Source organism: Paenibacillus eucommiae, from assembly GCF_017874215.1.
In the GTDB taxonomy this organism is placed as follows: domain Bacteria; phylum Bacillota; class Bacilli; order Paenibacillales; family NBRC-103111; genus Paenibacillus_AI; species Paenibacillus_AI eucommiae.
This window is the reverse complement of sequence record NZ_JAGGLB010000008.1, coordinates 34,440-47,219: the sequence shown is the minus strand read 5'-3', so window position 1 is coordinate 47,219 and position 12,780 is coordinate 34,440. Positions and strand designations below refer to the sequence as shown.

Sequence of the window (12,780 nt, the reverse complement as noted above, 5' to 3'; positions counted from 1 at the left end):
TTTTGTTATCCCCTCCGGCTTTTCGCATGAAGTGGCGAGCTCCCTGGTTTTAGGAGAACCTTCAATAGGGCAATAGATGTCATTCACCGTTTAGTAGTATAATGATCCTATACTACTACTTAAGGAGAGGTTGTTTGTATGTTCAAAGCTTCTTCGGAGAATCACTTGCCATTTGGACTTGCCTATCAACATATGATGAATGGCATAGCAATAATTCATCCACACACTTATAAAATAATATATACAAACCCGGCTTTGTTGGGGCTGCTTGGATATGACTCTGAAGCGCAAGGGGGTGTGCTTCCTGAGCTGGATTGGCTATGTCCGGATCCACAGGACAGGCAATCCTTTGTCGAAGCCGCGGAGAATTTCTGCTCATTGTCAGGATATAAGCAAGATGCTAAGCAAGATACTGAGAAGAGAATTCGCCACCTTAATGGTCAACTAACATGGGTAAGGCAGAGGCTCTCCCTTCTTCCATCTGTCGATTTCGTTTCCACTGGATTCATAATAGCCGAGTTCTCCGATTTCGTGCACCGAAACCAGGAAAATTTGCCGCTGCTTAATAACCGTAATTTACTCAGTCTTCTCACAAGAAACTTTCAAGATGTTATTTCAGTCAGCAATTCTGACGGAGTTATTCATTTTGTCTCTCCCTCGAGTCTGGAGGTGTTGGGGATTGATCCCAAGGACATGATTGGGAAGAAACGCATTGAATATTACCACCCCGACGATGTCGTACAAATGAGCAAGCCGGGTCAGCTCTACTCCGAAGATGACTTGTTCATGCGCAGGATTCGACACAGCGACGGCAGTTATATTTGGGTTGAAGTGTGGTCGAAGATCATATGGGATGACTTGGATCAGACAGAGAAAATACTGTCTGTCGCACGCAATGTCACTAAACGCAAGAAGAGCGAGGAGAAGTTGGCGCAATGTCAACGGATCGCTCAGATCGGCACATGGGATTGGGATCTGTCCGGTCCTTACCTCAATGTGTCTGAAGGAACGATGCGCATATTCGGCAATGCTTTTGATTCCGTAATCGAAGGACCTGAAGCCATCTTCCGGATGGTTCATCAGGATGACGTGGTGCGGGCGATGGAGGAGGTCAGCCAGTCTGTCGCGCAGGGGAAGAACGGATCTATTGTGCATCGTATCGTCCTGGCAAACGGCGAAATCCGCGTTATTATTAACCAATGGGAGGTTGAGAAGGATTCTTCGGGCGCATCCCGCCAATTGATAGGTATCATCCAGGATATTACCGAACAGACGCAAATGGAGCAGCGATTGAGGGAGAGTGAGCAGCGCTACAAGTCCATGTTCGATAATAACCCTGCGGCTGTGTATTCTATGGATCTGGAGGGGAATTATTTAACGGCTAACGCCAATCTGGAGAAACTATCGGGATATTCGCTCGAAGAGCTGATTGGCATGTACTATGGTCCGTTGGTGAGCGAGAAGGATGTGGAGAAGACTCGCAAGCATTTTCAGCTTGCAGCCAGTGGAGAAGCCCAGAATTATGAGATTACGATTATTCATAAAGAAGGACATGATGTAGACATTAGCGTAGCTAATATTCCGATCCTTGTAAACGGTCAAGTCGTTGGGGTCTATGGGATATCCAGCGATATTACAGACCGCAAGCGGCTGGACGAGCGCATTCGTGAGAGTGAGAGCCGATACAAGAGCCTGTTCGACAACAATGAGACGGCGATCTGCTCCTTCGACAACCTTGGACGATACCGCTCCATTAACCTCAGCATGCAGGCGCTGACAGGGTATACACTGGAAGAACTGCAATCGGGGGAAAATACGCCGCTTGTGCATTCGGATGACCTGTCCAGATCCATCGAGAAAGCCAAGCTTGTCCTCCAAGGAACTTCTCAGGAATATGAAGCGCGCATGATTGCCAAGGATGGTACGATCAGGGACCTCAGCATCAACAACGTTCCGATTATTATCAATGACAAGGTAGACGGTTTCTACGGCATTGCCACGGACATCACGGATCTTAAGCTCTACATGGAACGGATCAAGAAGCTCGGTTATGAGCATGAGAGAATACTGAATGCGCTGACTGAAGGGATATTCCGCTTGAACGCCGAGGGTTTTTCCACCTTCATCAATTCTGCCGGAGCGGCACTGCTGGGCATTCCGAATCATGAGACGATTAACCCCATCGATCTGGGCTTAATTCAGCAGACAGATGTGGATGGCAATCCGTATAAGCCGGACGCCTCTCCGATTATCAGAGCGATCCGCGAAGGCAGAACTTTCAAAGAGAACGAAGCGGTATTCTGGAAACGCAGCGGCACAAGCTTTCTCGTGGAATATCAGGTTACACCTCTGTTCGACAAGGGGGAACTCAATGGGGCGGTAGTCGTGTTCCGGGACATTACGGGTGAGAAGGAGATCATCCGTGCCAAGGAGTTCGCAGAGCGCTCGGATCGGGCCAAATCTGACTTTCTATCCATCATGAGCCACGAGCTTCGCACACCGATGAACGGGATTATCGGGATGATGGACCTGATGCTTGAGACGAAGCTGAACGAGGAACAGCGGGAATATGCGGACATTATCAGCCAAAGCAGCGAGGCTTTGCTTCATATTTTGAATGAAATTCTGGATTTCAGTAAAATTGAAGCGGGTAAAATGGTTTTGAATCCCGAACCCCTTTCAGTCGAGGATGCATTGACGGAAGTGAGCGAACTGTTCGCGGTGTCAGCCTCGGAGAAGGGGGTGGCGATAAATTGCAGCATCGCGGCGGAAGTTCCCGGCTTTATTATCAGCGATCCGGTCCGGTTGCGCCAGGTGCTTGTCAATCTAGTCAGCAATGCGGTGAAATTCACGGAGTATGGAAGCGTCAATCTGAGCTGCGGCTTGATCAGCCGATCTACGGAGAAAGAGCTGCTGCTTGAATTCGTAATTGAGGATACCGGGATCGGAATTCCGCAGGACAAGGTGAGCCAGCTGTTCCAATCCTTCTCCCAAGTGCATTCCGGCATGAGCCGCAAATACGGAGGGACCGGACTTGGGCTGGCCATCTGTAAGAAGCTGGTCGAACTGTTGGGCGGGGACATAAGTGTGGAGAGCGTGGTAGGGGAAGGCTCGACCTTTCGTTTCACTTTGCTGACTAGCGAGCATGTGGTTCCCGGCGTTATGCAGGTGAATGAAATCCCAATGCGGAGCGCAGATCAAGTCCCTGCTGTGGAGCCTGTCGTTCCTGCCGAGCCTTACGGCAAGCTTAGTATTCTGGTGGCGGAGGACCATCCGATTAATCAGAAGATTTTTCGTTCTATACTGATGAAGCTTGGTTATGGCATGGACGTGGTCGAGAACGGGGAAGAAGCGCTGAATGCCGTAATGAATGCTGAACCGGACAAGCGCTACGATCTGATCTTCATGGATCTGCAGATGCCGGTAATGGACGGACTCGAAGCGGCTTCATTAATCCGTCAACAAGTACCTGATCCGGCTTCATCTGTTATCGTAGCCCTTACCGCCTATACCCGTCCCGAGGACCGAGAAGCCTGTTTTGCGGCAGGGATGCAGGAGTTTCTGCGGAAGCCGGTAAGGTTGGAGGAAATAGATGCCTTATTACGCAAATACGCCTTAGGTTCGGGTTTGTAGCTGGCTCTGGCTGGCTCAATATACGAGAAGCGAAACAAAAAAGTAACTACCGATCATAAAAAAAGCTGCCAATTACGGCAGTTTTTTTATCGGTTGGAAATAATCAGAAACTTTGGTGTATTCTGGTTCCAGGAAAAAATCGGCATTGGAGGAGAATTCATTGATAACTCTACCTATTTATGGGATATAGTGGTATTATAGTGATGGATTTAATTTTTATTGGAGATAATTTCATGAAAAACTTTCCGATTTTTAAAATAATTGTAATCACAAGTTTCGTTTTTGTTGTTATGGTTGCATTAGGATCATTGACGATTCATTTCACATCAGCTAATTCTGACAACTTTGTAAAAGCCAAATTTCCAAAGAATGCTAATGGACAGACTTATGGATCTGACAGCGATGTCAGAAATTCCGAAGAAGGTCCGGATTTAATTGAAGCATATGGAGTTGCCGGAAATATTGGGTACGTGCTTAAAAAAGACTTAGAAGGCGATAGACCAAAGTCGCCTGAGGAAGCAGTAGCTATGGAAAAAAAGAAGGTTCCAGGTAGTATTAGCTATATTCCTCTATATGAAGCTGATGGAAAAACAGTAATTGGAAAATTTAAAATCCAAAATAGTGGGGGACCCACTATTAAAAAATAATCTATATAATATTCTATAGTCCTTGCTTAGCAACTGAAAAAATCTACAAAGTCACATAGATGTCTTTTGTGCATTAATCAGGCTACTCGCATATGTGCATTAATTAACAATTGGATGTAGTAACATAAAGAGGAGGACGAAGCCCAAGTGAAGCTTCGGGAGCGTCCTTTTTTTATTAGACTAACGGAGCTGAAGAGGTGAAATATGATTCGGGGAGTAATTATCGAAGGGATGTCTACTGCAGGAAAAACATCAGTCTTTTCTGCAATAAAGAGGTTACATAGTCAAACACAACATGATGAAAATACGACAATTGCAATAAGTGAACACTATTCGCAAGTTTTGCATTCATATCAAGGTGTCTTAAGATCGATGGACAAGGATGAACATATTCAACTTTTAAATCGTCATGTTGATTATCTTGAGCAACAATACAATTGGATAGATTCACTTGGTCATACGAAACTATCGAACGGTATATTTTATCTTTTAGAGAGATTCCATGTAAATCATCGGGCAGCGTTTATAAATTCTGCAGAAATTGAGATTCTGGAAAACCGACTATCTAGGCTGAATGCAAGCTGTGTACTCTTAACCTTGTCCCAAGATGCTGTTGAGCCCAGATTTATTGAAAGTCGTGGCGAAGCTTGGAAATCATTTGTAATGGAAAACCATTCCACAATAACTGAGGCTTGTCAGAAGTTCTTAGAGGATCAGGAAAAACTTCGCATGTGTGCAAAACAATCGCTAATTCCTACTTTAGAGATAAACACTGACGAAGCAGACTGGGATTCTTATGCAAAACAAATACTCAGACTGAAAATTATCAAGACCTAAACTTAAGAAAATCACATAAAATAAAGGGTTCTACATATTAGGCATGACTAATGTGTAGAACCCTTTATTTTAACTATCGTTATGAATTTATATCTTACTTTTCAAACAAAGTACCTAACTTAAAATATTACCTTGACACTCATAGTACTATGTCGTATTATACAAATGCGAGGTGATTATGTGAGTGAGAATAAAATTACATCCGACCTGCTGCGCGGACATACCGACACGATGATTTTACGGCTCTTATCCGAAGCGGACCGTTACGGGTACGAGATTGTCAAGTTGATTGCCGAGCGCTCGGGCGGTGAGTATGAATTAAAGGAAGCCACGATGTACTCCAGCGTCCGGCGGCTTGAGACAGACGGCGATATCGAGTGGTATTGGGGCGATGAATCTCAGGGCGGAAGGCGCAAGTATTTCAGGATTACCGAAAAGGGCAAAGATACTTACGAACGCAACAAAAGCAATTGGGAGTATTCAAAGCGCGTACTAGAAAACTTATTATAGGGGGAATTAATGATATGAATCAAAAATTGACGAATTATTTGAACGGCGTATTTACACCATACGATGGGATAAAAAGCGTCACCGAATTAAAATCTGACCTGCTTTCCGATTTACAGGAGAGGTACCGTGAACTTATTGCCGGGGGCAAAGACGATGAAACAGCGTTTAATTTGACCATTGAGAGCATCGGCGACATCGAGGAAACGATACTGGAGGTCGCCAATCTCTCCCGCTCCCTGGAGCGGCAAGTACTAACAAACTTTAGTGCGAGCAACTTGCCAAAGAGCGACTTTGCGGGCGTTATTGCGCATAAAGGACAATTTAATTCTAGCGCATTGCGTGGTTCCGACTTTGCGGGCGCAGACTTGACCGGCAGTTCGTTCAAGGGAAGCGACGTGAACGAAGCTAATTTTGATGGCGCGAATCTGACTGACTGCAGCTTATCCGCCATTACTCTTGCGAATGCAAGCTTCAATCATTCGATCCTTGTACGTACTAACTTCAGCAAGTCGTGGCTGCCCGGAGCAAAATTCACAGGCGTAAAACTGACAGACGTCACGCTAACGATGACCGACCTTAGAAAAACAATCTTTGAAAATTGTTCCTTTATCGGCGTGAACTTCGAAAGTTCCGACCTGAGTGGGCTGTGTCTTGACGGGCAAACCTTTATTGGCGTTAAGTTTGACAAGTCGGCATTAAACGAAGTTTCGTTCAGAGGCGCTACGCTCAAAAATGTGTCTTTCCTGTCTGGAATTACCTTGTCGAAGAAGTTTTATCGTGCAATCAAGACCATCTGCTTTGACGGCGCGATGATGGATAAGCTGACCTTTGCTGCACTCAAAGGCATGGAGGCCAATTTGTCAAAAGTTACGGTTATCTAAGGAGGAATTAGAATGAATAATAAATCCATTCAAGTGACTGGGTTGCAGAAGTCCTACAAGCAGCTTCAAGTCCTAAAAGGCGTAGATCTCGAGGTGGAAGAGGGCAGTATTTTCGCGCTGCTCGGGTCCAACGGGGCGGGCAAGACCACGGTTGTCAAAATCCTGTCCACACTGCTCAAGCAAGACAGCGGAACCGCCACCGTAAACGGATTCGATGTCACGTTAAAGCCGGAAAACGTACGGCAGGCGATCAGTCTGACCGGACAATTTGCCGCCGTGGACGAAATATTGACCGGACGGGAAAATCTAATCTTGATTGCCAAATTACGATACCTCGACAATCCGCGTCTGGTAGCGGAAGATTTGCTTAGACGCTTCGGCCTGACTGACGCAGCAGACCGCAGGGTAGCTACTTACTCGGGCGGGATGCGCCGCAGGCTCGACATCGCCTTGAGCCTCGTAGGAAAACCGAAGATCATTTTTCTCGACGAGCCGACCACCGGGCTTGACCCCGAGGCGCGCATCGAGGTTTGGAAGATTGTCAAGGAGCTTGCCGACGGCGGCACGACGGTACTCCTGACTACGCAGTATTTGGAGGAGGCAGAGCAGCTTGCCGACCGAATTGCCATATTGCATGAGGGCAAGATTATCGCCAGCGGCACGCTCTCGGACCTAAAAAAGCTGTTCCCATCCGCAAAGGTGGAGTATGTTGAAAAACAGCCGACATTAGAAGAAATATTCCTCGCCATAGTCGGCAAAAAGGAGGCGAAGTAAATGGAGGAGGCAAAGAAACACTTCTTCAGTGATCTAAGTGTTATGCTTGGACGTTCCATGCGCCATATTTCCCGCAGTATGGACACCATCGTCACGGTCACCATCATGCCGATCGCGATGATGCTGCTGTTCGTCTATGTGTTCGGCGGTGCAATTCAAACCGGAACGGATAACTATGTGAATTACCTGTTGCCCGGTATACTACTGATTGCTATTGCTAGCGGTATATCCTACACGGCATTCCGCCTGTTTACCGATGTGCAGCGGGGTATATTCGAGAGGTTTCACTCCATGCCGATTTCACGTTCCACCTTACTGTGGGGGCATGTGCTGACCTCGCTGGTATCCAACGCCATATCGGTTATCGTCATCATTCTCGTAGGTTTGATTATGGGCTTTCGTTCGCCAGCTGGGATCCTGTCATGGCTTGCAGTAGCCGGCATACTCGCACTATTTACGTTGGCATTAACTTGGGTCGCGGCGATTGCCGGACTGACCGCAAAAACGGTGGATGGTGCAAGTGCCTTTTCCTACCCGATTATCTTCCTTCCGTTTATCAGCTCGGCGTTTGTGCCGACCGAGTCGATGCCGTCAGTCGTTCGCGCCTTTGCCGAAAACCAGCCGGTGACCTCGATCGTGGAAGCTATCCGTGCACTATTGTCAGATCAACCGGTGGGCAATGATATATGGGTTGCACTTGCGTGGTGCGTCGGGATTTTGCTCGTAGCATATTTCTTTGCAATGTGGGTGTATAAAAAGCGGGTGTAAAAAAAGGACTTATGACCAGTGTAGAAACGAATGTCGTTATAAATGTCATTATAATGGTAAATTCTACGTTGCAGTGCATTTCCCAAGTGCCGAAATATCAGCTCAGCGTAAAGCACCCAAGTGGTGCTTTTTATTTTGCGTTTTAACGTGGCTTCTTACCAAATGTTGTTCCAATATCTAAACAAAAAGAACTTGACTATTACACTAGTGTCATACCTTATGATGAAAAAGGTTACAAAAAAAGGGGCGTAGAGGTATGAAAATGAAAATAAGTCAAATAGCTAAACAGACTGGTACTAGTATTCGATCCATAAGACATTATGAAAAAAAAGGGTTGATAACCGTTTCTCGTCTTGACAATAATTATCGCGAATTTGATGATTCCATTGTCGAAGTTATTCATACGATTCAACTCTATCTTAATTTAGGACTCACAACGGATCAGATAAAAACTATTATGTATTGCAAATATCCCGAAAACCATGAATTCGGCGAAAAAGACGAGTATTGTGATGAATTACTGCAAATCTATGAAACAAAACTGGATGATGTTATTCGCCAGCAGAAAGCATTAGCAGATGCAGAATTAAGTTTGAAAAAGCAAATCAGCTTAATGAAAAACTACCTAAGATAAAAGAGATAAAAGAATTCAAGGAGGATGAGCTATGACGGTTTTAGTAACAGGAGCGGCCGGAAATGTGGGTCGCTATATCGTTGAAGAACTTGTCCAGGCAGGTCATAATGTGCGTGCGATGACGCGCAACCCGACAAAAGCAAATTTTCCAGAAGGGGTTGAGGTCGTATATGGGGACCTTGCTTTTCCGGAGTCTCTTGTGCCCGCGCTGAAGGGCGTTACCAGCATGCACTTAATCACTTTTAACAGTGAAGGTTTCGGCCCGCTGCAGACTGGACCCGAAATTGTTGAACTGGCCAAGAAAGCTGGAGTAGAGCGAGTCACGTTATTGTGGAGCGGTGTGAATGGACCCGTGGAGCAGGCTGTCGAAGCCAGCAGCCTTGAGTGGACCTTTCTCCAGCCGCCACCAGAGTTTATGTCAAATACACTTGTCTGGGCAGAGTCCATTCGCTCGGAAGGCGTTGTGAAGGAGCCATTCGCTGACTCTTTGGATGCTATGATTCACCCGGCCGACATCGGCAGTGTGGCTGCAACCGCTCTGACCAACACCGGTCATGCAGGTAAAATCTATACGTTGACCGGCCCCGAAGTGCTGACGATACCAGAGAAGGTTCACACGATCAGTGCAGCAATCGGGAAGGATATCCGTTTCGTCGAGCTCACTGAAGAGCAAGCCCGCGAACGCATGCGGAATAAGGGGGCCCAAGAGGACGTTATTGATTTTGTAATAGGTTGGCATGCCAACCCTCCTAAGTCTGCGTATACAGTGGTTCCTACCGTCGAGAAGGTCACTGGCCGCCCAGCACGCACCTTTGCCCAGTGGGTGTCTGAACACGTGCAATTTTTTAAAAACCCATAAATCGAAGTGTTACAAAGTAGCAACTAAAGATTAAGCTGCGACAGGTAACGATTGCTGAATAAATAAAAGGAACACATAGGACTGGGTCCATTAAATTAATGGTATAGAGCATTTCTTGATAGTGAGGAATGCTTTTTTGCTTTGTCTAAAGGTGAAGGGGGTTTTATAACAACAATAATATAATAAAAATCAGTAATTATATATTGCAAAACGATAAATATTGTATTAAAATCAGATTGACAATAACAAGGTGAGGTGCGAATTATGAAACGAGAAACACTCTTTTTAAAGGTAGCTGTTATTTTTATGGGAATCCCGGTTCTTGCTTTGTGCATATTTTTGGTGCCAGAGATAGCGAATTTTGCAGCAGAACTGTATCCAGATCATACTTATTTGAAATATCTTGTTTATATCGAATTGTATGCAACCGCGATACCTTTTTACTTTGCTTTGTATCAAGCGTTTAAACTTCTAAGCTATATTGACAAGAATAAAGCCTTCTCGGAGCTATCTGTACACGTTTTAAAGAATATTAAATTCTGTGCAATCATAATCAGCAGCTTGTATGTGGCAGGCTTGCCACTCTTTTATCTCATAGCGGAGAAAGATGATGCCCCGGGTCTCATACTAATCGGGATGGTGATGATTTTTGCCTCCATGGTGATTGCAGTCTTTGCTGCTGTTCTTCAAAAGCTTTTAAAAAATGCCATCGAGATAAAATCAGAAAATGACTTAACAGTGTGAGGTGAATAACATGGCGATTATCATCAATGTTGATGTAATGTTGGCAAAGAGGAAAATGAGCGTTACAGAACTTTCGGAGAGGGTCGGAATAACGATGGCCAATATTTCGATATTGAAAAATGGAAAGGCAAAAGCGATTCGAATATCTACTTTAGAGGCGATTTGTAAGGCTTTAGAATGTCAGCCTGGAGATATTTTAGAATACAAAATTGACGAAGACGCTCAAGCATAAAAAAGTTTGGTTAAACCATCGCGAAGGAAAGTAGGGTTTAATATGACAATTATTAGGGGAGGTACATCCATGGACATTAACAATCTGATTATTGAAAATATGGCTAACCCCCATGAGCTGGAGAGAATGTATAGAAAAGAACCCGAAGCTTTTAAAAAGTCATTCTCGCACGCCTGGGAACAAAACCCTGATTCGCAGGTTCTTGCCATTTGGTATGAAAGATTACATTTTAAGGAGACGGTACATACAGAAAAAACTTCCTTGTTTCAAAAAGATTTCCTATCCATGGGCATTTTAGCCATTTTGGCCGGGATAATTACAAGAATCCTTTTTCATTTTGTCGAACAGGAAGCAATAGCCCCTATTAATCTTGTGTTTGGTATACTTCCCTTAATTGCCATCTATTTTGCATTCAATAATTCACCGAAAAAAAAGGTTCTTTACACCCTGGCATCGTCATTCCTAATCTCCGTATTTTTTCTGAATTTGCTGCCACTTGAGCTGACAGACAGTATTATCCTGGCTTACATACACCTTCCCATTTTCCTATGGGTAGTAGTAGGTCTTGCATTTACAGGAAATGACTATGCCAGAGGCAGCATAAGATTAGCCTATCTTAAATTTAATGGGGAACTTTGCATACTTTACGCCAGCATGGCAATTAGCGGAATGCTGCTAACAGCATTAACGATGCAGTTATTTAAATTTGTCGGCATGGATATTTCTGAATTTTATTTTAAAAATGTTGTTCTATTTGGTGCTGCCGCGCTATCTATTGTGGCTACTTACCTGGTAACAAGGAACCTTAAACTTGCTAAAAATATAGCACCCTATATAGCCAAAATTTTCAGTCCTCTTGTAATGGCAACATTGTTGGTCTATCTGATAACGGTTATTGTGGTTGGAAAAAATCCATTCTTGGACCGTGATTTCCTCCTATCTTTCAACGGAATACTTCTTGCTGTATTGGCCGTCACCATATTTTCCATTACCGAAAGCAGCACAGACAAGAAAAAGAACATTTCTGATTATATAAATTTTTCCCTAATTGTTCTTGCACTTGTCATTGATAGTGTGGCTTTATCAGCCATAGTGTTCAGGCTTTCTTTTTATGGGATCACGCCCAACAGACTTGCTGTTTTAGGCGTAAACATACTTATCTGGGCCAATCTGATTTGGATTATGCTCTCCTATATGCGTTTTCTACAAAACAAAACAGGACCGTCAACCATCCAAGATGCCGTTACTAAGTATTTGCCGGTCTATGGGCTTTGGGCAGCTTTCGTTACATTTACTTTTCCTTTAATTTTTTAGTAGAATCAGATTTTACGTTTTAGCATATAAATTCACAAAGGCAGGAAAGTACAGGAAGCATGTGGAATAGAGTATTGTTTCGAATGTCAAGCTTCAAAGGCGTGTTTAGTTGTACGAGGGCTCGTTTTTTAAAATTAACAGGTAACCGATAGTTCAACAAATAATAGGGGCACATAAAAAAGAACTCTCGAAATTAGAGGGTTCTTTACATTTTGAAACCGGCAGGGTTGCATTACAACGGAACAGCGTAGGCAACAACGGGTTGGTCAATACCCTTCAGGTTATAAGTATGGGGTTCCAAATGCGGATAATCGCCTTTGATACTGTGATAGGCATCATCTGATATCAAGATTTCTCCGTTTTGGGCTGCGCCTTGAATTCGGGAAGCTTTATTGACAACAGACCCAATAATCGTAAAATCCTTATAAGCTGTGCCAAATTCACCGATAGAGGCCATACCTGTATGGATGCCAATCCCGATCTTGACCGGGGCGTCCACACCTGATATGGTTGAAAATTCGGATTGCATATCTCTGCAATTCCTTTGGATCTCTATGCCGGCCATGACAGCCTGATGGACATGATCGTGCCGCTCTAAGGGGAAATTAAATATAGAAAGCACCGCGTCACCGATCATTTTATTAATAATGCCGTCCCTCTTCCAAATGGCCGGCGCGCATTCGTCATAAAATTTGTCTAACAACCGTGCAATGTCTGCTGGATCGGCATGTTCAGATAGACGGGTATACCCCCTCAAGTCGGCGAACATGACGGTGGCCTGGATTTCGATCTGTTTGTTTTTCTTAACTTTCGTAAACATAGATTCACAAATCGTGCATAGATTTGGATGCATCCGGCTGGGCTTTATTCCCATAAGACGAAAAGGAAAAGATATTGGGCTGCGAATAAAGATTGGCACCTTCATCTGTTGCCAACATCCTTTGCAG

Annotated in this window: 13 protein-coding genes; 12 read left to right on the top strand and 1 reads right to left on the bottom strand. The window is 44.5% G+C overall.

The window, feature by feature from the left end; all coding sequences use genetic code 11:
- The first annotated feature begins 138 nt into the window (after positions 1–138).
- The 12 genes from J2Z66_RS13560 (at position 139) to J2Z66_RS13505 (ending at position 11,833) form a co-directional block, all read left to right on the top strand.
- Positions 139–3,633, top strand: a complete 3,495-nt coding sequence (locus J2Z66_RS13560; protein ID WP_209971978.1) for a PAS domain S-box protein — start codon at positions 139–141, stop codon at positions 3,631–3,633.
- Positions 3,634–3,866: 233 nt separating this feature from the next.
- A complete protein-coding gene (locus J2Z66_RS13555) occupies positions 3,867–4,280 on the top strand; it encodes a hypothetical protein (protein ID WP_209971977.1) in 414 nt (137 codons plus the stop codon).
- Positions 4,281–4,484: 204 nt separating this feature from the next.
- The gene (locus J2Z66_RS13550; RefSeq protein ID WP_209971976.1) at positions 4,485–5,117 is read left to right on the top strand and encodes a hypothetical protein; all 633 of its coding nucleotides are present in this window, start codon (positions 4,485–4,487) and stop codon (positions 5,115–5,117) included.
- 180 nt (positions 5,118–5,297) lie between these two features.
- On the top strand, positions 5,298–5,627 hold the full coding sequence (locus J2Z66_RS13545; protein WP_209971975.1) for a PadR family transcriptional regulator: 330 nt from the start codon (positions 5,298–5,300) through the stop codon (positions 5,625–5,627).
- Between the two features lie 14 nt (positions 5,628–5,641).
- Positions 5,642–6,508, top strand: a complete 867-nt coding sequence (locus tag J2Z66_RS13540; RefSeq protein WP_209971974.1) for a pentapeptide repeat-containing protein — start codon at positions 5,642–5,644, stop codon at positions 6,506–6,508.
- A 12-nt stretch (positions 6,509–6,520) separates the two neighbouring features.
- On the top strand, positions 6,521–7,282 hold the full coding sequence (locus J2Z66_RS13535) for an ABC transporter ATP-binding protein (protein WP_209971973.1): 762 nt from the start codon (positions 6,521–6,523) through the stop codon (positions 7,280–7,282).
- A complete protein-coding gene (locus tag J2Z66_RS13530) occupies positions 7,283–8,050 on the top strand; it encodes an ABC transporter permease (RefSeq protein ID WP_209971972.1) in 768 nt (255 codons plus the stop codon).
- 256 nt (positions 8,051–8,306) lie between these two features.
- Positions 8,307–8,684 (top strand): MerR family transcriptional regulator, encoded by a 378-nt coding sequence (locus tag J2Z66_RS13525; RefSeq protein WP_245375522.1) that lies wholly within the window; start codon positions 8,307–8,309, stop codon positions 8,682–8,684.
- A 31-nt stretch (positions 8,685–8,715) separates the two neighbouring features.
- Positions 8,716–9,543, top strand: a complete 828-nt coding sequence (locus J2Z66_RS13520) for an NmrA family NAD(P)-binding protein (protein WP_209971971.1) — start codon at positions 8,716–8,718, stop codon at positions 9,541–9,543.
- 264 nt (positions 9,544–9,807) lie between these two features.
- Entirely contained in the window at positions 9,808–10,287 is a 480-nt protein-coding gene (locus J2Z66_RS13515) for a DUF2975 domain-containing protein (RefSeq protein ID WP_209971970.1), read from the top strand.
- A 10-nt stretch (positions 10,288–10,297) separates the two neighbouring features.
- Entirely contained in the window at positions 10,298–10,519 is a 222-nt protein-coding gene (locus J2Z66_RS13510; RefSeq protein WP_209971969.1) for a helix-turn-helix domain-containing protein, read from the top strand.
- 69 nt (positions 10,520–10,588) lie between these two features.
- A complete protein-coding gene (locus J2Z66_RS13505; protein ID WP_209971968.1) occupies positions 10,589–11,833 on the top strand; it encodes a DUF4153 domain-containing protein in 1,245 nt (414 codons plus the stop codon).
- A gap of 232 nt (positions 11,834–12,065) precedes the next feature.
- Here the strand turns inward: J2Z66_RS13505 and J2Z66_RS13500 are convergent, their stop codons facing one another.
- Positions 12,066–12,758: an adenylate/guanylate cyclase domain-containing protein gene (locus tag J2Z66_RS13500; RefSeq protein ID WP_209971967.1), complete on the bottom strand. Its 693-nt coding sequence runs from the start codon at positions 12,756–12,758 to the stop codon at positions 12,066–12,068.
- Between the last annotated feature and the right edge of the window lie 22 nt (positions 12,759–12,780).

What these genes read in the sequence shown, in the direction of transcription:
- J2Z66_RS13560 (WP_209971978.1), top strand. Translation starts at nt 139, where the DNA reads ATGTTCAAAGCTTCTTCGGAGAATCACTTGCCATTTGGACTTGCCTAT.
- J2Z66_RS13555 (WP_209971977.1), top strand. Translation starts at nt 3,867, where the DNA reads ATGAAAAACTTTCCGATTTTTAAAATAATTGTAATCACAAGTTTCGTT.
- J2Z66_RS13550 (WP_209971976.1), top strand. Translation starts at nt 4,485, where the DNA reads ATGATTCGGGGAGTAATTATCGAAGGGATGTCTACTGCAGGAAAAACA.
- J2Z66_RS13540 (WP_209971974.1), top strand. Translation starts at nt 5,642, where the DNA reads ATGAATCAAAAATTGACGAATTATTTGAACGGCGTATTTACACCATAC.
- J2Z66_RS13535 (WP_209971973.1), top strand. Translation starts at nt 6,521, where the DNA reads ATGAATAATAAATCCATTCAAGTGACTGGGTTGCAGAAGTCCTACAAG.
- J2Z66_RS13530 (WP_209971972.1), top strand. Translation starts at nt 7,283, where the DNA reads ATGGAGGAGGCAAAGAAACACTTCTTCAGTGATCTAAGTGTTATGCTT.
- J2Z66_RS13525 (WP_245375522.1), top strand. Translation starts at nt 8,307, where the DNA reads ATGAAAATGAAAATAAGTCAAATAGCTAAACAGACTGGTACTAGTATT.
- J2Z66_RS13520 (WP_209971971.1), top strand. Translation starts at nt 8,716, where the DNA reads ATGACGGTTTTAGTAACAGGAGCGGCCGGAAATGTGGGTCGCTATATC.
- J2Z66_RS13515 (WP_209971970.1), top strand. Translation starts at nt 9,808, where the DNA reads ATGAAACGAGAAACACTCTTTTTAAAGGTAGCTGTTATTTTTATGGGA.
- J2Z66_RS13510 (WP_209971969.1), top strand. Translation starts at nt 10,298, where the DNA reads ATGGCGATTATCATCAATGTTGATGTAATGTTGGCAAAGAGGAAAATG.
- J2Z66_RS13505 (WP_209971968.1), top strand. Translation starts at nt 10,589, where the DNA reads ATGGACATTAACAATCTGATTATTGAAAATATGGCTAACCCCCATGAG.
- J2Z66_RS13500 (WP_209971967.1), bottom strand. Translation starts at nt 12,758, where the DNA reads ATGAAGGTGCCAATCTTTATTCGCAGCCCAATATCTTTTCCTTTTCGT.